We start from the raw sequence: 20,606 nt of genomic DNA, 5'->3' as shown, positions 1-20,606 counted from the left end.
TACCTCTTCTTTAGCGTCGGTCTCTGCCTGTCCGTGGCTGGGGTGCTCTTCATGCGCCTCTTCCGGAATCGGGGGTTTGCCTAGCAAGCTGCAGGACCGGTGCATCGGCGCCCCTTTTTTCGACCGAACGCGAAAGCCCTCCCGGGTTACAGGGAGGGCTTTCGTTCGTTCAATCGGAAGAGGTTGGAGTTGGTTGTTTTCTCGGGCCTTCTAATCCTTCATCTCACGTTACCCACGGCCCCTCAGGGGTTTCCAATGTGAAATGAGGCTTGGCGGATTAAAATAATGTTCTTAGCGGCTGTAAAAATTGTATGATCGCATGGGAGGGGAGAGTGTTGCCACTACTTGTATTGTCGACTCCGGCAACTGAGCTCATGGAGAACGCTCCCGGGAGAATACGCGCATGCGGCAAACTGATCTGGCGACACGAGTTGTGGCATTGGTGTTTCTTTTGTTTTTTTTGCTGGCAACGGGCTGCGAGCAGAAAGGGCCGGAAACAGTCCCTGCCATCGCCGAAACAACATCCGTGGATCGGCCGACTTCTTCGCCAACCATCGATCTGGCGCCGTGGCAGAAGGCCGACATCGACTGGCGGCAGGCCGCAGGGGCGAACCTGTCGGTTTTGGCCGCCGCTCATGCGGGGTTCCCGGCACTAAAACCGCTGCTGCCGATTTTCGAGGCCTTGACCGGGATCCGGGTCGGTTACCTGATGGCCGATGAAACCGACATGCGCACCAAGCGACGCGTCGATCTCGCCTCCGGGGCGGGGGTCTATGACGTGGTTCCCATCGGCGTGACCTATCTCGGCGAAGCCCATGCCAGCGGCTGGCTCGACGATCTTTCCGGCCCTTTGAACGATCCCACCCTGACCGATGCCGCATGGTTTGATGTCGAAGACATCAGCCAGGCCCTCAGAGATCTGCATGTTATGGACGGCAGCCTGCTGGCAATCCCCTACTCCAGCGCCACTGGGGTCTTTGCCTACCGCAAAGATCTCTTCGCCCGCTACAACCTCTCGGTGCCGGACAGTTATGCAGAGATTGTCGCCATGAAGGCCAAGCTTCAGGCGGCGCTGGACAAGGACGGACTTCAAGACACCTACGCCTTTGCCACCCGGGCCAAGATCGGGGCCGGCCGCAACACCTGGATGGTCATTTCCTGCATCAGGGCCTACGGGGGGGAGATGCTCGACGCCAACGGTCGGGCCATTTTCAACTCTCCCGAAGCGGTCAGGGCCCTGGACGTCTACCGGGACATGATCACCGGTGCAGGGACGCCTCCGGAGAGCGAGGCCATGGACATTTATCAGATGCGCAAGCTCTTTGGTGAGGGCAAGCTCGCCTCGATGATCGTCGCATCCGACTTCTTCAATCAGATCGACAGCCCGGAAAAATCCCCGGTCTGGGATCGCTGGGACGTCGCCGTCATTCCGCGCGGCCCCGCGTCTCGGGAAACCTCGCTCTGGGCCTGGGCATGGGGAATCAACAGTGCCTCCAGTCAGAAGCGGGCCGCCTGGCTCTTTACCCAATGGGCCACCAGCAAGGCGACAATCGACCTGCTCGGTACGGGGGTCGCCCCCGCCCGCCTGTCGGCCTGGGAAGCGAAAGCCTTTCAGGGGTTGGGGGCTCCGGGACTGATCGTGGGCACCACCTGGGCTCTGAATCATGCAACCCCCTCAAGGCTGCAGACGGGGATTCCCGAATTCCCCGAGGCGGGCCTGGCGGCGTCCCTGGCCTTTAGCGAAATTTTTTTCGGGGCGCAGGTACAAGAGACCCTCGATGCGGCGGTCAAAAAGGTCGATGGGATCATGGAGAAGGGGCCGACGAAACGATGACCTCATCGCTGCGCACGAAAATTCTGCTGTCCGTCGGCTGCATCATCTTTGTCGTCCTGGGGGTCAGCACCCTGATTCAGGTTCGGGAGCTGCGCCGGGGCTATCTGGAGGCGATCGCCTTTCGCTCCGAAGCCATGGCTACCGACATCGTCAACGACCTCAAGACCCTGCAGAAAACCAGCGACAACCTCCCATGGATGCTGCGCATCCAGTCCATCAAGTGCCTGCAGCTCCTTGAAGCCAACAGAGGGAATGGGGTCACGCATTTTGCCGTCCTTGACGGGGACGGAACCTTCGCCGCTCACAGCGATCTGGCATCAAGGGGCACCCGTCCCGGCGGTTCCGTCTTGAACGATGCCGTTCTCAGCCGCAAGGGGATTACGGTTCTCGACGAAGGCCACTATCACACCCTGGTGCCGGTCTTCGGCACCGAAGATACCTATATCGGCACCATAGACATCGGCGTGTCCCGAACCGTCGTCGATAAAAAGGTGCAGCAGCTGCTCCTCTATTCGGCAGGGATGTTCGGCGTTTTCCTCATCGTCGGGCTTTTCGCCACTTCCATTTTGGCGCACCTGTTTTTCTTGAGACCCATCGCCCGATTGACCGAGTCCTCTTCCGCGATGGCCGAAGGCAACCTGGATCAGGAGATCGACACCAGCCGCGGCGATGAGCTGGGCGTGCTGGCCGAAAGTTTCGCTTCGATGCGCGATGCCATCAAGGGACAGATTGCCGCCCTGAGTGCGGAGAACAGGGAGCGCAAGCGTGCTGAAAAGGAGGTCAGAAAGCTCAACGAGGATCTGGAGCAAAGGGTTCAGGAGCGCACGACGGAACTTGTTGCGGCCAACGAGAACCTGAACAAGGCCAAAGAGAGAGCCGAAGCCGCCAGCCGGGCGAAGAGCGAGTTTGTCGCCAACATGAGCCACGAACTGCGCACCCCGATGAACGCGATCCTTGGCTATTCGCAGCTGATGCAACGGGATCCATCGCTCCTTCCCGAACAGCGGGCAAGCCTCGAAACCATCAATCGCAGCGGGGAGCATCTGCTGACCCTGATCAACGAGGTTCTCGAACTCTCCAGGATCGAGGCTAAACGGATCACCCTGAAACCTGTCCTCTTCGATCTCCAGTCCCTTTTTCATGATCTTGAAGCCCTCTTTCATGCCCAGACCGAGGCCAAAGGGGTTGACCTTCGGATGGACAATGTACAGGAACTTCCTCATTACGTGGTTGCGGATGAAAACAAACTGCGCCAGATCTTGATCAATATTCTGGGCAACGCGGTAAAATTCACCGAAAAGGGGGGCATCAGGGTCCGGGCCGCTGTCAAAGGGGATGTCCCGCAAGCCATGCGCCTGGCGGTGGACGTCGAAGATACGGGCGTCGGCATCGCCGCAGATGAGCTGGACAAGGCCTTCGAGTACTTCGAACAGACGGCCAGCGGCAGGCAGGCCCAATGCGGGACCGGTCTGGGGCTGGCCATCAGCCGGGACTATGTGCGGCTGATGGGGGGCGATATCACCGTTGCCAGCCGGCCCGGAGCAGGCAGCACCTTCCGTTTTGACATCGGCATCGAAGCCGGCGAGGGGTCAGGCCCTGAAGAAAAGTCTCCCCTGCCCAGGGTGGTCGGGTTGGAGACAGATCAGGACATCCCCCGGGTCCTGGTGGCCGAAGATAACCCGGAAAGCCGCCGACTGCTGGTCGAACTCCTGCGGACGGTGGGGATGGAAGTCAAAGAGGCATGCAATGGCAAGGAGGCGGTCGAGCTTTTTGATCGCTGGCGTCCCCACTTCATCTGGATGGATATCCGCATGCCGGTGATGGACGGCCGGCAGGCGGCGCAACAGATAAAGGCCGGGGAAGCCGGACAATCGACGGTCATAGCCGCCCTGACGGCCCATGCGCTGGAGGAGGAAAGGGCAGCGATCCTCGCCGCAGGGTTCGACGATTTTGTGCGCAAGCCCTTTCGGGAGGAGGAGCTTTTCGCGGTCATGGCCAGGCATCTCGGTCTGCGGTATCGCTATGCAGACGCCTCTGAGGAAGGGGATCCCCAGGAACTGAGTCCGGAGCGGCTTAAAGACCTGCCGGAGCCGCTGCGTCGTGAGCTGCATGAGGTCGTCATTGAGCTGAGCATGGAGAAAACCCTGACAGTGATCGAGCAAATATCCGCACTGGACCCGCCCCTCGGCGGCGCCCTGAAGGAAATCGCCAGAAAACTCGATTTTGACCGCCTGCTGGAACTGCTGGAGGGTGAGAGTGACAATATTGGATCATGAAAAGCTGAAGACGGGGCGCGGCGAAATACTGATCGTCGACGATACGCCGGCCAACCTGCAGCTGCTCACGGAGATTCTCGCGGAGCAGGGGTATGCGGTCCGTGCCGCTTCGAGCGGTCGCCTGGCCTTGAGGTCGGTGGCGGCCAAGGCGCCGCACCTGATCCTGCTCGATGTGAAGATGCCGCAGATGGACGGCTTCGAGGTCTGCCGTCGCCTCAAGGCCGAGGAGCGCAGCCGCGAGATCCCCGTGATCTTCATCAGCGCTCTGGACGAAACGGTCGACAAGGTCAAGGGCTTCGAGGCCGGCGGCGTCGATTACATCAGCAAGCCGTTTCAGCCCGAAGAGGTTCTGGCCCGAATCGGGGTGCAGTTGCGCATTCGCCAGCTTACCGACAAACTCCAGGAGGCCAATGAGACCCTGGAGTTCCGGGTGGAGGAGCGCACGGCGGAACTGGCTAAGGCCAACGCCGAACTGGAGGCGGAAATTGCCGAGCGGCTGAAAACGCAACAGGCCCTGGAGGAGAGCGAAAAACTCTTCCGTTCCTTCTTCAAGGCCTCTGCCGCCGGAATGGCCATCATCGCGCCGGATGGCCGGTTTCTGGAGGTGAACCAGGCCCAGTGCGATTACCTGGGATATGCCAGGGACGAAATGATCGGCAGAACCGTCGAGGCAGTCACCCATCCGGATGACCGCGAGGCGACCCATCAGCTCTACCTGGGCCTGCAGGCCGGGGAGCGCTCCGACATCGTCTATGAAAAACGTTACCTGCGCAAGGACGGAACCCTGGTCTGGGGACATGCTTCCGTCGCCCCGGTCTTCGATACCGCTGGCCGGCTTGACTATTACGTTGCCCTGGTCCAGAACATCTCAAGGCGCAAGCAGGCCGAGGAGGCTGTGAGCGAGAGCGAAAGGCGGCGCGCCATCCTGATGGCCAACCTGCCCGGCATGGTCTACCGCTGCCGCAACGACCGGGACTGGACCATGGAGTTCGTCAGCGAGGGCTGCCGCGCCCTGACGGGGTATGCGCCCGAAGATCTGCTTGAAAGCACAGGACGGTCCTACAACGACCTCATCCATCCTGATGACCGGGAATGGCTCTGGCAGTATGTCCAGTCGTCGGTGAAGGAAGAGCAGCCCTTCGAACTGGAGTACCGTATCCGTACTGCCGGTGAAGAAGAGCGTTGGGTCTGGGAGCGGGGACGGGGGGTCTTCGGGCAGGGCGGGGAACTGTTGGCCCTGGAAGGATTTATCACCGACGTGACCGAGCGCAAGGAGGCCAAAGAGGCGCTGCAGCAGAGCGAGGAGCGCCTCTCCCTGGCGCTGCAGGTCTCCAACGAGGGGGTCTGGGACTGGAGCCTGGCCACGGACGAGGTTTACTTCAGCCCCCGCTACTTCACCATGCTCGGCTACGCCCCGGCGGAGTTCCCCCCGTCCTTCAAGACCTTTGCCCGTCTGCTGCACCCCGATGACAGGGAGGGGACCGTGGCCAGGGCCCGGGTGCTGGTTGAGAAGGGGGAGAACTTCCACATGGAGTTCCGCATGGTCGCCAGGGACGGTCGGTCTGTGCATGTTCTATCCCGCGGGGAAGCGGTGGCGTTTGACGCCGCAGGCAGGCCGACCCGCCTGGTCGGAACCCACATGGACATCACCGAGCGCAAGGAGGCCGAGGAGGCGCTGCGCTACCGTGAGGCTTTCGAGTCCCTGATCGCCGAGGTCTCCACACGCTTCGTCGAGCTGCCCCCTGCCGAAGCCGGTGCGGGCATCGACTTCGCCCTGCGGAAACTTGGCGCGTTCGTCGGGGTGGATCGCTGCTGTGTCATCGAGTCCTCGTCAGATGACTCTGCCTGGAGCGAAACCCATGCCTGGTGTGCCCCCGGGATTCCCGCCATGAGGAATCATCGTCAGGGGACTGACGTAGGGAAGGTGCCTTGGGGAACAGCCAGGATAAGGAATCGGCAGTTCGTTCATGTGCCTCGAGTGGCGGACCTGCCGCCGGCGGCGGCGAAGGAAAAGGCCCGCTGGCAGGCCCAGGGGATCAAGTCGGTTCTTTGCGTACCGATTTACTTCGCCGCCGAGGTGGTCGGCGTTCTGACCCTCGAAACGGTGCGAGAAGAAAAAAACTGGAGCGAACAGGATCTGACTCTGCACCGGACGGTCGGCGAGATCTTCGGCAGCGCCCTGATCCGGCAGCGGGCCGAACAAGAGCGGGAGCGGCTCCTGCACGATATGGGCGAGCGCATCAAGGAGTTCCGCGGTCTCTACGGGATGAGTCAGCTGCTGCGCAGGGACGAGCCGCTGGAGACGCTCTTTCGCGAGGCCGTGACCCTCATCCCTCCGAGCTGGCACTATCCCGAGATTACCCGGGCCCAGTTGCGTTTTGACGATCGTGAGTACGTCTCCTCGCCCTTCGATGCGACGCCGTGGATGCAGAGTGCAGAGATCGTCGTCCAGGGCCAATGCCGCGGCACGCTGAAAGTCTATTATCTGGAAGAGCGCCCGACACTGGACGAGGGGCCCTTCCTTCAGGAGGAGCGCCAACTGCTCGACACCCTGGCCCGAAACCTGGGTGAAACCATTGAACGAAAGTGTGCTCAAGAAGCCCTGCGGGAGAGCGAGGAGCGCTTCCGTTCTATTTTTGTTTCTACCACCACCCCCATGGCGATCCTGTCGCCGAGCGGGGACGTTCAGCAGGTCAACCCGGCCTGCTGCAGGTTTTTCGGCTATAGCGAAGAGGAGTTCTGCCGGCTCAACGTCAAGGATGTGACCCATCCCGACGATCGCCCCAGGACCGTCGCCCTCTACCACGAGGTTTCGATCGGCCAGCGAGGGGGCCTCGACTACGAGAAGCGCTATCTGTGCAAGGACGGCACCATCCGCTGGGGCCACACCACCATGGCGCCGGTGACCGACGAGCAGGGACAGGTCTCCTACTTTGTGGCCCTGACCCAGGATGTCACCGATCGCAAGCAGGCCGAGGAGGCCCTTCTGTCCGCTCATCGGCGCCTCGAGGACATTATCGAATTCCTTCCCGACGCCACCTTCGTCATCGACGGGGAGAAGAAGGTGGCGGCCTGGAACCGGGCCATGGAGAAGATGACCGGGGTCGGCAAAAATGAGGTCCTCGGCCAGGGGGATTACGCCTACGCCCTTCCTTTTTACGGGACGCGCCGGCCGATTCTGATCGACCTGGTCGGCAGCCAGAACCCGGAGTTCGAGGCAAATTACGACTTTGTGAAAAGACGGGGAGACACCCTGATCGCCGAAACCCCCCTCCCGTCCCTTTACGAAGGGCGGGGCGGCTATCTCTGGGGGATCGCCGCGCCCCTCCTCGACCAGCAGGGGCATATCGTCGGCGCCATCGAGTCAATCCGCGACATCACCGACCGCAAGGAGGCCGAGGGGGCGCTCAAGGCCGTCTTGGCCGAAGCCGAGGAGGCCCGGGAGAAGATCGACGCCATTCTCAAGTCGGTGGCCGACGGCCTGGTTGTGGCCGACTTGAGCGGACGGGTGGCCCTGATGAACCGGGCGGCGGAAAAACAACTGGGGATGACCCTCGGAGAAGCCTTTTCCCGGCCCGTCGATACCCTGCTGCCCGGCGAGGGGTTCGGCGCGCAGGTCGCGGCGGTTCTGGAAGGGGGGGGCCATCCGCCCGTCCTTGAGTGGGAACTCACCGACCAGACCTCGGCGAAGACCCGGACGATTCAGCCCCACACCGCAGCAGTCCAGAACAGGGAGGGAAAAACCACCGGCACCATCACCCTGCTGCGCGACGTAACCCGGGAAAGAGAGCTCGACCGCATGAAGAACGAGTTCATCTCCACCGCCGCTCACGAACTGCGCACCCCCCTGACCTCGGTGCTGGGGTACTCCGAGGTATTGCTCAACCAGGAGGAGTACGGGATCACCGATCCGGCCCTGCAGAAGGAGTTCCTGGACGCTATCCATGCAAAGGGGCAGAGGCTCGAGGCGATTATCTCCGACCTGCTCGACTTGAGCCGAATTCAGTCGGGCCAGAGGATCTCCCTGCAAAGATCGCCCTGCGATATCGTCCAGCTGCTTGACAAGATCGTTTCACAATATCGGCAGGAAAAGGACGGGTACCCCTTCGAGGTGAGTCTTCCCGAAGGGGCGGTCGAACTCTGGGTCGATGCTGGAAAAATCGAACAGGTGATGGATAATCTTCTGGGCAATGCGGTCAAGTTCTCGCAACAGAACGGCACCATCAGAGTGACCGGGCAGGTGACAGGGGACTCTTTTCTCATCGTCGTCGCGGACGAGGGGATCGGCATGACCCCGGAGCAGCTTGAACGGGTTTTCGACAAGTTCTACCGGGTCGACGCCTCGGACACCGCCGCCGGAGGGCTCGGCCTGGGAATGTCCATCGCCAAAAGCATCGTCGAGGCCCACGGGGGGGAGATCCGGGTGGAGAGCGAACCGGGGCAGGGGACAAAAGTCAGGGTTACCATTCCCCTGGGAAAAGTGATTTCCAATCCATAAACCCGAGTTTTCGATGGTGTCGGGGCGAAAGCAATCCGCTCCGACACCAAAGGGATTTCCTTTAAGTGAGTGGGCGAGGTTTTGGTTTGGCAAGTAGCAATCGCTTCGCGCCGTTCAAAAAGCTCTCTATGCTTGAAATAAGCCGCCCCTGCCCACCACCCCACCACCTCATTCGGGTCATTCGAGAAGCTCCTGTCCCAAACCCTCTTCAGCCATCGCTTTTTCAAACCCGTGATCGAGCTTGGCGCATTCGCGTGCCAGGAGGTTTCGATACATGCGCGACAACTTTTCTTGAAGAGCCTCTTCGATGATGCGGGTGTGGCTGGGAAAGGTACGAAGGGCAACGAGTTGATCGACNGTTGATCGACTTCGCCCAAGGTGCTTTGGTCGATGGACACGGTAATTTTGGTTTTCGGCATGGTGTTCATCCCTATTTCGGCTTGGTATGAAATCAGGTCCTACCAAGTTTTTTGTCAAGTCACGGGGTGGTTGTGGTCACGTCTTGCCATGCCACTTTTCAATAAAAAACGGGCAGCCAAGTTGGCTGCCCGTTGTCTTTCGCTTTTTTTCAAAAGTTATGGGTCTGCGGGGATCGGGTTTGACTTCCTGCTGTCCCCGCAATGACAGGGGAGCAGGCAAGTCTCCTGACTTGGCAGAAAAAAGGCTCTAGCCGAGGGGGTTCGCCGCACGCTTAAAAGCAGGCGCGACTTTTTTCCTGGCCCAGATCACCATCCACCCCAGCGGGGTTCCCTTGAGGCGCATCTCCTCCTCGAGGATCTTCTTCTCCGACTGGGCGTGGGGGTCGGCGGGGTCTGCGGCGAGGGCCTTGTCGAAGCAGGCCATGGCCTCCTTTTCGCGGCCGAGGCGGGAGAGGGCTACCCCCCGGTTGCGCAGGGCGTGGAGGTTGTCCGGGTCGAGGGCGAGAATCCGGTCGAAGGCCTCAAGCGACTCCCGGCCGTAGCCGAGCTTGGCCAGGCAGACCCCTTTCTGCCCGAGGGCGACCAGGTCGTCCGGCTTCAGCTCCAGGGACCGGTTCAGGATCTGCACCGCCCGGCGCGTTTTGCCGAGCAGGGAGAGGACGATGGCGTGGTTGACCAGCACCAGGGTCTCCCCCGGCAGAGCCGCGGCGGCCTGCCTTATCAGGGTCTCCCCTCCTTCGAGGTTTCCCTCCAGGCACAGGGACTCCCCGGAGAAGAAGAGGGCGAAGCCTTCGTCGTCGGCGTTTCTGGCTTGTTCCGCCACCTCCCTCGCCAGGCTGACGGCCTCGTCGCGGCGTCCCTCCTCGTCGAGGCGGTCGACCTCGGCGGCCATTTTCACGTAATCAGAAGTTGTACCGGACATGACGTTTTCCCCTTTCAAAAGTGGCAACATCATAGCATAGTCCCAGACATTCAGCGGATATAAAAAAAGCGCATCCCCTGTTGGAGATGCGCTTTTTTGTCGGGCAACTGACAGGTCCTAGTGAGCGACCATTTCGAAGATCTTGTCAGCGAAGGGGTTGGCGAAGAGGATGATCATGGCCACAACGAAGACGTAGATGGCGAGGGACTCGATCATCGCCAGACCGATCATCATGGTGGTCAGGATCTTGCCGCTTGCGCCGGGATTGCGGGCAACGCCTTCACAAGCGCTGCGGATGGCCATACCCTGGCCGATGCCGGTTCCGAGGGAACCGAGACCCATGCCGATACCGGCAGCAACCATACACCAAGCAAAAAATTCCATTGTTCTACTCCTTTTCTACGGGTTTTTTCCTAAATAGTATAGGACCTAACAAGCTGAACAATTCAGCGGTATTAGTGAGCCTCTTCGATGGCGCCGGCGATGTAGATCATGGCCAGCAGGGAAAAGACGAAGGTCTGGATGAAGGCGATCAGCACCCCCATGAGCATCATGGGGACCGGCAGCAGGAAAGGGACCAGCAGCAGGAAGATCATGAGGACGATCTCGTGGCCGAACATGTTGCCGAAAAGACGCAGCGACAGGGAGAGGGGCCGGGCCAGGTGGCCGATGATCTCGATGATGAAGATCAGCGGAGCCAGCGCCAGGATCGGTCCCATGAAGTGCTTGAGGTATTTGACGCCGTGCTCTTTGATCCCGACGATGTGGGTCATGGCGAAGACGGTCAGCGCCAGCGCGACGTTGGTGTTGAGGTTGGCGGTCGGCGGGTAGAGGCCCGGGATGAGACCGATGAGGTTGGACACCAGGATGAACAGGGCGAAGGTGGCGATGAGGGGGAAGTAGGCCTTGCCCTTGGGTCCCATCGTTTCGTCGATGAGGTTCTCGACGCCGCCGACGACGATTTCCATGAAGTTCTGCATGCCCGCGGGGGCGATCTTGGGAGCACGCGCCGCGAGGAAGGCGATGGGGATGATGATCGCCATGACCAACCAGGTGTAGATGACCGCTTTAAGGCTTTCCGGGTTGGTGATCAGCGCATCGAGGTGGAGTTTGTGTGCCAGCCACTCGAGAATAAGAAATGGATGAGTCATGGTTTGCTACCGCCTCCGCGTTTTGTCGTTCGCTTTATGGTCGTCCAAAAGATATTGAGTGGTACAACCGCGAGCCCTACGGCCAGTGCGATGGGGCTCACCCCGCCCCGGGTGATGAGGAGAAACAGGGCGGCGCCGAGAGTGCCGAGTCGTATGAAGTAGCTGACCTGGAACCCCTTGGCCGACGCCGGCGAGGGAGCGGCGAGCGCCTGGGTGAGAGAGCGCTGCATCCAGCGGTAACCGACTATGGCCAGCAGGCCTCCGCCGAACACTCCCAGGCTGACGGGCGCCGCCCTCCAGGGCAGGCTCGCCAGGACCAGAAGGGCCAGGATGATCCAGTTGCGCCGGGCGATCTCCCCCAGCAGTTGCTCACCCTGATCCGTCAACGTCTTCGCTGTTTTCTTCCTGCTGCCGCTTCATTTCCCGGTTGGTCAGGATGTAGATGTTGCGGAACCCGGAAACGATGCCGAACCCGAGGAAGACCAGGGTCAACCAGGGCGATGTTCCCAACCACTTGTCCAGATAGTACCCCATGGCCAGGCCGATAAGGGTCGCGGCCACCATGGAGGTTCCGACGCTGGACAAAAAGCCCAGCGACCTGAAGAGTTGGCGCTTATCGTCGGCCATGAGTAAATTGTATACGGTATACAGGTTAAGGCTGAAAAACCTGCATTAAATAGCATGTGTAAGGCGGGATGTCAACCGGTTTTTGGCTCTTCGGCCTGCTTCATTGGCCCCGTTTCCGGCCTCGCCAGTCGTTGATGCTCCAGGCGAGCTGGTTCCACATGGAGCGCAGCAGGGCCACCTCCTCCCGGTCGGGGGAGGCCCTGTGGATGAGGCGGCGCAGGGGGTAGGTTCCCTGGCCCGGGCGGGCCGGGTTGAGCAGGGCGATGCGCTCGAGGACCTGCTCCATCTGGCGGAACATCTGCTCCATCTCGCCAAGGGGCGGGCGCTCGGCCGGGGCGGCGGGGGTCGCCTCTGCGGCCGGCCGGGCCAGTTCGTAGAGGAACGTCAGCACCGCCTGGGCCAGGTTCAGGGAGGGGCAGTCGGGGCTGGTGCGGATGGAGGCGGCGTGGGAGCAGGCGGCCACTTCCTCGCTGGTCAGGCCCGCGTCCTCCCGGCCGAAGACCAGTCACATCCTGGGGGCCGCCCTGTGCAGGCCGGGGACCGCCGTGACGTCCATCGGGGCGGCGCGCAACCGTCCGGAGCGCCGGGTGGCGGCAACTGCCACCGGCAGGTCGGCCACCGCCGAGGGCAGGTCGGGGTAGAGCCTGGCCGACTCGAGCAGGGGGTGGGCGGCGACGGCGAACTTGCGGGCCTCGGCGTGCAGGTGCGGGCAGGGGTTGACCAGGCGCAGGTCCGTGGCGCCGAAGTTGGCCATGGCCCGGCAGGCCATGCCGATGTTTCCGGGCTGCTGTGGTTCGACGAGGACAACGGCAATGCTCTTCAGGCAGGGGTCACTCATTGCATCCTCGGTCAGTGCTGACGGTTGGGGGGGCGCGGGCCGTCCCGTTTGCTGGCGGTGAAAATTCGTTTTTCCGCCCTCTTTTATCCTTCAGTAGGCGAGGCTCTCCCGAGAGTACAGCCAAAGGTTCTCCCCGGGCAATGAAAATTCCCCCCCCGGCCGGTTCCGGCCGAATAGGGCGAAACCGATTTGGCCTGTATTTTGCTTAGAGAAATCGTGGTAAACTATTTTCAGTTTGAGTCGAATAGAATGAAGCGGGGTATGGTCCAGGGGGGCCGTCCCTTGTGCCGAGCTGTATCTATGGAGGAAGCCTGATGACCGATGAGAAGCGCCGTTTTCCGCGCATTGCGACCAACGTCCACGTGGCCCTGGCCGTCGAGAAGAGCGACAAGGAGACCCGCCAGTATCTCGAGGCGGTGGCCGAGAACTGCAGCCTCGGGGGGATGTTCATCGCCACCGACCACCTGGTGCCCAAGGGGCACATCGTGCGTCTCAAGCTCCAGGTCGACGGCACCGGGGGCAAGTCGTCAGTGGTCCATGCCCGGGGCTTGGTGCGCAGGGTTCAGCGATGGACCAAGCCCAAGGGGATCGGTGTGGAGTTCATCGAGTTCGAGGGGCTGGGCGAGGATTCGTACGCCGACTGGGCGGCGCGGCTCTCCGGCGGGGAGAAGGGTTAGGCGCTATTCTCTTCGGGGGCGCCGGTCGCCGAAAGGCGCTGCACCGGGAATGCGAAAGGCCACGGACCGAAAGGTCCGTGGCCTTTTTCTATTCTATTGTCGGGGCGGAAACTGCCCGGAGCGCCGTAAAAAGCCTAGGCTTGCTTGAGCCAGTTGATGGACTTGAGGAGCAGCCCCGCCGAGGTCTGCAGGTTCGGGTTGTCTCTGTCCTTCAGGAGCAAATAAGCCCTTTCGAGCAATTTCATGGAGTCGTTAATGTTCTTCCTCGACATGTTCAGACCGCCTTCTGTTCTTCTGGTTTTGTCCAGCTGCTGCTGCATCCGGCGCACCGGGCGATTCCCCCGGTTTCCGTGACCGCGAAGCTGCCGCAGGCCGGGCACATGGACAGCGGGTTTTCGGGGTTCTCCGCGAACTCGAACGCCAGCCCCAGCTTGTCAACCCCCTTTATCAGTTCTTTGCTCGGGGATCCCGGGGCGTGCAGTTGCTGAAAAAGGAGCTTCCTGGCTTCCTGCATGAGGGCCAGGGCCTTCTTGGTGTCTTTTGCCATAACCGTTGCTCAGGGTTTTTTTGAGGCGGCACTCTCTGCAGCCCCTTCTTTTGAACCGTCGGGGCCTGGAGATAATGAATGTTCTTACATCTTCGATTTTAGATATATGGAATATATAGAGACTTAGGGTGCCATGTCAAGCCCCTTTCCCCTGCGGGAGAGCACCTTTGCTTTGATCTTGCCTGTTCGCTGGGAATGTTCAGTAGAAAATGGTTCTGGTCCGGTGGCGGGGCCGGAGGCGGTAGCGAGGTTGCTGGCCCCGGTGCCAGAGAAGGTTGTCCAGGCGCAGGGCGTTGACCGCCTGGTCGCGGCGGCGCAGCTCGGCAACGATCAGTTCGGCGGCATGGACCGCGCAGGCGCGGATCTCAACCTCCTCGGCGCTCCCTTCCGGCAGGGGGTCGCCCGCCTCGATCCTGCGGGAGAGGTCCTCCCGGTATTCGAGGATGCCGTCGAGGCGCAGCACGTGGGGGACGAGGTTGTCGGCGCAGATCGTGAGCCGGTCGATATCGACGAAACGCCCCAGGCCTCTTCCCCCGAAGGCGATGTACAGGTCGGTGACGGCGAGCTGGGCCCGTTTCAGGAAGGGGATCTCCAGATTCCGGTAGCGGGTCGCGTCCCGGAAGGAAGGGATTTCCGCCAGGAGGGTCACAAGGTGGGGCGCCGAGCCCCGGGCCGCCGCCATCGGGGCCGAGAATGTGCCGCCGAAACGGCCCAGGAGCCAGTCCCCGAGCTGGTTGAGAGACCGGGAATACCGGGCGGCCAGCTCCAGGGCGGCGGGCTGGTCCGGGTCGAGGCCGAAGAGCTCGAGGCAGGAGGAGGCGTCGACCGCCGAAAGGTCTGCCGCGGAGAGCGCTCCGCCCTCTTCGAAGGCGTCCTTGAGAGCGGAGGCGATGCGCCGGTAGCCCGACTGAAGGGGGGGGATCCCGAGCTCGGCGAAGGTGCCGGAGCCGAAGTTGACCGCGCCGAGGGTCAGGAAAAAGGCGGCCGTCGCCTCCCCCCGCCCCAGCAGGTGGCAGGCCGGGTCCATCTGCAGGTGCCGTAGCTGTTCGGCGGGCAGGGAGGCGGCGTAGGCCGGGATGCGCTCCTCGTCGATGCGCACGAAGGAGGCCGTCCCGGCGATCTCGCGGCAGGAGCGGCGCAGCCGGTCAAGGATGGACTCTTCGGGTGTGCTCATGGTCTCCGCCTTCCCGGTTCGGAGGTCGATGTCCGACTACAAGTGTAGCCGGTCGGGAGGGATTTGCAGGGCGGCAGGCGGGGGGGGGCGCCGTTGCGGCGATCAGGAGGGGCTCGTCCAGGCCGCCTTGCCGCGGGCGGCGGTGGCCGCAGGGAGCGTCTGCCTGGAGGCGGGCGGGGCGAAGAAACGGACGACGGCGTCCGGCTCCAGGGGGCGGCTGAACAGGAATCCCTGCACCTGGTCGCAGCCCTTTTCGGTGAAAAAGGCTTTCTGCTCCTCCGTCTCCACTCCCTCGGCGATGACCTCCAGGCCCATGGCGTGGCCCAGGGCGATGATGGAGGCGGCGAGGGCGGCGTCGTTGGGGTCGCTGGTGACTTCGCCGACGAAGGAGCGGTCGATTTTGAGCCGGGAGATGGGGAAGCGCTTCAGGTAGCTCAGCGAGGAGTGGCCCGTCCCGAAGTCGTCGAGGGCGATGTGGACTCCGCGCACCTTGAGGTCGGTCAGGACCATGATGGCGTCATTGAAGTTGTCCATGACGGCACTCTCGGTGATCTCCAGCTCCAGCAGCCGGGGGGCGAGGCCCGTCTCCTTGAGGGACTGCTCGATCATCTCGACGAGGCCGGGCTGGCGGAGCTGGCGGGCGGAGAGGTTGACGGCCATCCGCACCGGCGGATACCCCTGCTCCTGCCAGGCGCGGGACTGGGCGCAGGCGCTGCGCAGGACCCATTCTCCGATGGGGGCGATCAGGCCGCTCTCCTCGGCCAGGGGGATGAAGTCGCTGGGGGGAATGGAGCCGCGCTCGGGGTGGTTCCAGCGCAGCAGCGCCTCGACCCCTGTCAGGTCCCCCGAGGCGAGGTCGAACTGGGGCTGGTAGTGGAGGAACAGCTGTTCCTGCTCGATGGCTTTGCGAAGCTGGCCTTCCATCAGGAGCAGGTCGTGGGCCCGGGCGTTCATGTCGGGGGTATAGAACTGGTAGTTGTTGCGCCCCTGCTCCTTGGCCCGGTACATGGCGACGTCGGCGCATTTCATCAGCCCCTCCCCGTCAACCCCGTCTGCGGGAAACATGCTGATGCCGATGCTCGCGGTAATGGCGAGCGCGTGCTCGTCGACGGTGATCGGCTGGGCGAGGATGTTCTTGAACTTGTGGGCGATGCCGGCGACCCGCTGCACGTCCTGCACGTCCTCGATGATGACCAGGAACTCGTCTCCGCCGAGGCGGGCGACGGTGTCCGTTTCGCGCACGTGGTAGCTCAGGCGCTTTCCGACCTCCCGCAGCAGCTGGTCTCCGACGGGGTGGCCGAGGGTGTCGTTGATGTTCTTGAAGCGGTCGAGGTCGAGGAGCATGAGGGCGACCTGGCTATTTCCCCTGCGGGCCTTGGCCATCGCCTGCCGCAGGCGGTCGTTGAACAGCACCCGGTTGGGCAGCTTGGTCAGGTCGTCGTGGTGGGCGAGGAACTTGAGGCGCTTGCGGTTCTCGGCGAGCAGTTCCTGCACCTCGATGCGGTCGGTGATGTCCCGAGAGGCCTCGATGATCCCCAGCAGGGTGCCGTTCTCGTCCCGCAGGGGCGAGGCCTGCAGTTCGTAGATGCGGCCGGTTCCGTCGGCCAGCTCGTGCTGGTGAACGACGGTGGCCGGCTCTCCGCTGTGCTGCACCTCCCGCAGGGGGCAGGGGTGGTTCTCCCCGCTGCAGGGAGTGTCGCTGTGGTGGGAGGCCTGGTGGCAGAGCAACTCGGTCTCGCCGTCCCAGGGTGCGGGCAGCAGGGCGTGGGCGGCCCGGTTCATGAGCAGGATCCGGTAATCGGTGGAGATCACCAGAATCGGATCGACGACGCCGTCGATGACCGTCTGCAGGAAGGCCCGCTCTTCCCGCAGGTTCTGCTCCGCCCGCTTGCGCTCGGAGACGTCCCGGAAGATGCCCCGGGTGGCCACTGGCTCCCCGTCCACGTAGCGGACGCTGACGCTCCCCTCGAGGACGATCTTGCGTCCGTCCTTGGAGCGGAAGGCTGTCTCCACCATCTCGGTCCGGTGGCTGGAGAGGACCTGCTGGAACCGGCTCCGGCAACTCTCCCGGTGGTCGGGGTGAATGACGTCCATCAGGTTCAGTTTGGAGAGTTCCTCTATGTCGTAGCCGAGGGTCTCCGTCCAGGCCCTGTTGACCAGCTGGATTGAGCCGTCCGGGGCGACGCTCTGGATCAGGTCGTGGGCGTGGTCGAAGATGTCCCGGTAGCGCGCCTCGCTTTCCCGCAGCTGCTTCTCCACCTGCTGTCGCCCGGCGATCTCCCGGTTCAGGTCGTCCCGCGAGGCCGTGACCCGGCGCAGGCTCGCGGCCATTTCGTCGAAGGCCCGGGAGAGGACGCCGATTTCGTCCCGGCGGGGGGTGCCGACCCGGACCCCCAGGTTGCCCCGGCCGATTTCGAGGGCTCCCCGTTTCAGCTGCATGAGAGGGCGGGAGATCGAGCGCGAGACGAGCAGCGCGATGATACCCCCGATCAGGGAGGCGGCCAGGGAGAAGAAGAGGGTCAGGTTGCGCAGGCGGGTCACCGAGGCGAAGGCCTCGTTCGCGTCCATCCTGGCGACCAGGCCGAGGTTCAGGGCCGGGATGTGCCGCCAGGCGGCGAGGATCCCGGTGCCGGCGAAGTTGCTGGTTACCCCCGAGCCGCTGCGGCCCTGGACCGCCTCCTGCATCGGCAGCTTTTTCGGTTTGAAGGGGAGGACGCGGTCCGGGTCCGCCATTGTTCCGACGCTGTGGGAGGTCAGGTGGACGAAGCCGCCGGGCACCTTTTTGCCCAGGACCGTGCAGCCGGTCTCGCCGAGGCCGGTCTTGTCATGGACCAGCTCCTCGATCACGTCGATGTTGACCTCCAGGGCCATGAGCCCCTGGACCTTTCCCTCCCCGTCGAGAATGTGGTGGGTGATGAGGATCGCGTATTTGCCGTTTTCGTGCGTGTTTCGGAAATAGCTGACCGTCTCCCCCCGGTCGTAGTCGGTCTTTTCGTGGCCCGGGAGGGGGTGGCTCAGCCAGTCGGTGACATGTTCGGCGTTGCTCAGGTAGAGCATCCGGCCTTCGGGGGTGGCCAGGACGATGTCGTCCAGCTCGAAAATCGCCTGCAGCCTCTGCAGTTTTCCGTCGAGAGCCCGGGTGGCCGCCTTGAACGCCGGGTGTTCCGGGTCGTCGGCGTGATCGAGGAGGACCGGCAGGTACGTGTTGACAACGAAGGAGTTTTTCAGGGTTTGGACCGCTTTGCGCTTTTCCCCGAGAAAGGCGGCGATCTTCTTCGCCTTGAGGTCGGCCACCATCTCCAGGGAGTCGATGGTCTTGGACTCCAGGGAGTCCCGGCCGGCGACGAAGCCGAGCACTCCGAGGGAGACGACCGGCAGGATGGCCAGGGCCAGGAAGGTAATGAGCAGTTTGGGTCTGATGGACATAAAGTATAGGGGCCCGGGGTGGCGCAGCCCGGGAGGAGCGGCATTGCCGCAAAAGTTTCGGGAAAACACTTAATGAGGATGGAAAATTCTTCGCAGTTTTGGGGGTGTTTGTCAACAGAAAAGAAAAGGGAACCCGTATACTGTGGGTTTGGATGGGGAGGTGAAGCGAAGAATGGCCCTTCGCGACGGGCGCGGGCTGACCGTGGCCAACGTCCCTGTGGAGGCCGCCGTCGGGGGTCCCGATGCCTTTCTGCGCGAAGCCCGGCTCCCCCACGAGGGGCCGGGCTTCGTTTTGGGCAAGATGGCGAGGGGTGGGGCCGGGCTCAGGTGGGGATCGCCTCCAGCTCCTCCCAGCGGGCGTAGGCGGCCTGCAGCTCTTTTTCCAGCTCCTCCAGGCGGGCGGTGGCGGCGGCGACCTTCGCGCCGGCCTCGCGGTAGAAGTCGGGGTCGGCCAGCTGCGCATGGAGCGCTTCGATCTCCCCGTCCAGGGCTTCGATGCGCCCGGGCAGCTCCTCCAGCTCCCGCTTCTCCTTGAAGCTTTGCCGCCGCTCCCTCTGCCGGGCGGGCTTCTCACGGGCGGGGCGGGGAGCCGGGGCCGGCTCCTCGGGCCCGGGGCGCTGGCGCAGCCAGTCGTCGTAGCCGCCGAAGTACTCGCGGACCTGTCCCTCCCCTTCGAAGGCGACCGTGCTGGTCACGCACCGGTTGAGAAAGTCGCGGTCGTGGCTGACCAGGAAGACCGTTCCCTGGAAATCGGCGAGGAGCTCCTCGAGCAGCTCCAGGGTCTCCAGGTCGAGGTCGTTGGTCGGCTCGTCGAGGACCAGCACGTTGGCCTCCCGGGTGAAGAGCCGCGCCAGGAGGAGGCGGTTGCGCTCCCCCCCGGAGAGGAAGCGCACCGGGGTGCGGGCCCGGTCGGGGGTGAAGAGGAAGTCCTGGAGGTAGCCGTAGACGTGGCGGGGCTGGCCGCCGACGAGGACCGTGTCCTGGTCCCCGGAGAGGTTCTGCTGCACCGTGCGCTCCGGGTCGAGCTGCTCGCGCAGCTGGTCGAAGTAGAGGACCTGGAGATTGGTCCCGAGCTTCACCGACCCTGCCTGGGGGGCGAGCTTGCCGAGCAGCAGCCGCAGCAGGGTCGTCTTGCCGGCGCCGTTGGGGCCGATGATCCCGATCCGGTCGCCGCGCACCACGGTCGTCGAGAAGTCCCGGATGATCGGCTCCTTCCCGTAGGCGAAGGAGATGTTCTCGACCTTTGCCACCAGCTTGCCGCTGCGCTCGGCCTCGTGAAGCTTGAGGCGCGCCGTGCCGGTGCGCTCGCGCCGCTGGCGGCGCTCTTCGCGCAGCTTCTTGAGGGCCCGCACCCGTCCCTCGTTGCGGGTGCGCCGCGCCTTGATCCCCTTGCGGATCCAGACCTCCTCCTCGGCGAGTTTCTTGTCGAGGCGCTGCCACTCCAGGTCCTCGGCGTGGAGCAGCTCCTCCTTGCGCTGCAGGAAGGTGTCGTAGTCGCAGGCGAAGTCGAACAGGCGGCCGCGGTCGATTTCGACGATGCGGGTGGCCAGGGCCCGCAGGAAGGCCCGGTCGTGGGTGACGAAGACGAGGGTGATGCCCGAGCGCAGCAGGAACTGCTCGAGCCAGTCGATCGACTCGATGTCGAGGTGGTTGGTCGGCTCGTCGAGGAGCAGGATGTCCGGCTCGACCGCCAGCGCCCTGGCCAGCAGCACCCGTCGCTTCACGCCGCCCGACAGGCTCTCCAGGGGAGCGTCGCCGTCGAGCTTGAGCCGCGTCAGGGCCTGTTCCACCCGTTGCAGCAGCTCCCAGCCGCCGGCCTCCTCGAGGGCGTGCTGCACCTCGGAAAGGCGCGGCAGCAGCTCCTGCTCGCCGGCCGCCAGGCGCCCGGAGAGCTCGTGGTGCCTGCAGAGGGCTTCCCCGGCTTCCCCCAGGCCCCGGGCCACGATCTCGAAGACGCTCCCCTGCAGGTGCTGCGGCACCTCCTGGGGCAGGCGCGCCACTCTCAGGCCCTGTTGCCGGTCGACGGCTCCGCCGTCGGGGCGGACCTCGCCGGCGATGACCCCGAGCAGGGTCGATTTGCCGGCGCCGTTGCGGCCGAGCAGGCAGATCCGTTCGCCCCGCTCGACCTGCAGGCCGACCTCGTCGAGCAGGGTCGGCCCTCCGTAGGCGAGGGATACGTTGCGAAGACTCAGTAATGCCATGAAACCTGTCACTTTC

General features: G+C 63.3%; 14 protein-coding genes and 1 pseudogene. 4 read left to right on the top strand and 11 right to left on the bottom strand.

From position 1 onward, the window contains the following. Window positions 1-526 precede the first annotated feature (526 nt). Genes C0617_RS10125 through C0617_RS10115 form a run of 3 tightly spaced genes read left to right on the top strand, consistent with a single transcriptional unit; the run spans window position 527 to window position 8,608 of the window. Window positions 527-1,834 (top strand): extracellular solute-binding protein, encoded by a 1,308-nt coding sequence (locus tag C0617_RS10125; protein WP_291316907.1) that lies wholly within the window; start codon window positions 527-529, stop codon window positions 1,832-1,834. After that, a complete protein-coding gene (locus C0617_RS10120; protein ID WP_291316906.1) occupies window positions 1,831-4,110 on the top strand; it encodes an ATP-binding protein in 2,280 nt (759 codons plus the stop codon). Before C0617_RS10125 ends, C0617_RS10120 begins: the two co-directional genes overlap by 4 nt. After that, a complete protein-coding gene (locus tag C0617_RS10115; RefSeq protein ID WP_291316905.1) occupies window positions 4,091-8,608 on the top strand; it encodes a PAS domain S-box protein in 4,518 nt (1,505 codons plus the stop codon). The genes C0617_RS10120 and C0617_RS10115 overlap by 20 nt, the downstream gene beginning before the upstream one ends. Window positions 8,609-9,274: 666 nt before the next feature. Here the strand turns inward: C0617_RS10115 and C0617_RS10110 are convergent. The 6 genes and pseudogenes from C0617_RS10110 to C0617_RS10085 form a co-directional block, all read right to left on the bottom strand. Continuing rightward, complete coding sequence (locus C0617_RS10110; RefSeq protein WP_291316904.1) at window positions 9,275-9,949, bottom strand: tetratricopeptide repeat protein; 675 nt, start codon at window positions 9,947-9,949, stop codon at window positions 9,275-9,277. 117 nt (window positions 9,950-10,066) lie between these two features. Next, window positions 10,067-10,333, bottom strand: coding sequence for an ATP synthase F0 subunit C (gene atpE / locus C0617_RS10105; RefSeq protein WP_291316903.1), 267 nt, complete (start codon window positions 10,331-10,333; stop codon window positions 10,067-10,069). A gap of 71 nt (window positions 10,334-10,404) precedes the next feature. Further along, window positions 10,405-11,100: a F0F1 ATP synthase subunit A gene (gene atpB, locus C0617_RS10100; RefSeq protein ID WP_291316902.1), complete on the bottom strand. Its 696-nt coding sequence runs from the start codon at window positions 11,098-11,100 to the stop codon at window positions 10,405-10,407. After that, the gene (locus C0617_RS10095) at window positions 11,097-11,486 is read right to left on the bottom strand and encodes an ATP synthase subunit I (protein WP_291316901.1); all 390 of its coding nucleotides are present in this window, start codon (window positions 11,484-11,486) and stop codon (window positions 11,097-11,099) included. The genes atpB and C0617_RS10095 overlap by 4 nt, the downstream gene beginning before the upstream one ends. Further along, window positions 11,470-11,727 (bottom strand): AtpZ/AtpI family protein, encoded by a 258-nt coding sequence (locus C0617_RS10090; protein ID WP_291316900.1) that lies wholly within the window; start codon window positions 11,725-11,727, stop codon window positions 11,470-11,472. Before C0617_RS10090 ends, C0617_RS10095 begins: the two co-directional genes overlap by 17 nt. Window positions 11,728-11,827: 100 nt before the next feature. Beyond that, window positions 11,828-12,565: pseudogene (locus C0617_RS10085) on the bottom strand (TrmJ/YjtD family RNA methyltransferase). Window positions 12,566-12,879: 314 nt separating this feature from the next. Between C0617_RS10085 and C0617_RS10080 the strand changes: the two are divergent. Continuing rightward, on the top strand, window positions 12,880-13,242 hold the full coding sequence (locus tag C0617_RS10080) for a PilZ domain-containing protein (RefSeq protein WP_291316899.1): 363 nt from the start codon (window positions 12,880-12,882) through the stop codon (window positions 13,240-13,242). A gap of 134 nt (window positions 13,243-13,376) precedes the next feature. Here the strand turns inward: C0617_RS10080 and C0617_RS10075 are convergent, their stop codons facing one another. The 5 genes from C0617_RS10075 to C0617_RS10055 all read right to left on the bottom strand — a co-directional run bounded on the left by C0617_RS10075 (window position 13,377) and on the right by C0617_RS10055 (window position 20,590). Then, window positions 13,377-13,514, bottom strand: coding sequence for a hypothetical protein (locus C0617_RS10075; RefSeq protein ID WP_291316898.1), 138 nt, complete (start codon window positions 13,512-13,514; stop codon window positions 13,377-13,379). Between the two features lie 2 nt (window positions 13,515-13,516). After that, window positions 13,517-13,789: a hypothetical protein gene (locus tag C0617_RS10070; RefSeq protein ID WP_291316897.1), complete on the bottom strand. Its 273-nt coding sequence runs from the start codon at window positions 13,787-13,789 to the stop codon at window positions 13,517-13,519. Between the two features lie 199 nt (window positions 13,790-13,988). Beyond that, window positions 13,989-14,963 (bottom strand): queuosine salvage family protein, encoded by a 975-nt coding sequence (locus C0617_RS10065; protein WP_291316896.1) that lies wholly within the window; start codon window positions 14,961-14,963, stop codon window positions 13,989-13,991. A gap of 102 nt (window positions 14,964-15,065) precedes the next feature. Further along, complete coding sequence (locus C0617_RS10060) at window positions 15,066-18,389, bottom strand: EAL domain-containing protein (protein ID WP_291316895.1); 3,324 nt, start codon at window positions 18,387-18,389, stop codon at window positions 15,066-15,068. Between the two features lie 323 nt (window positions 18,390-18,712). After that, window positions 18,713-20,590 (bottom strand): ATP-binding cassette domain-containing protein, encoded by a 1,878-nt coding sequence (locus C0617_RS10055; protein WP_291316894.1) that lies wholly within the window; start codon window positions 20,588-20,590, stop codon window positions 18,713-18,715. Window positions 20,591-20,606 lie beyond the last annotated feature (16 nt).

Source organism: Desulfuromonas sp. (genome assembly GCF_002868845.1).
In the GTDB taxonomy this organism is placed as follows: domain Bacteria; phylum Desulfobacterota; class Desulfuromonadia; order Desulfuromonadales; family BM501; genus BM501.
Note: the sequence above shows the minus strand (reverse complement) of the source record. Positions and strands in the feature narration are given on the sequence as shown.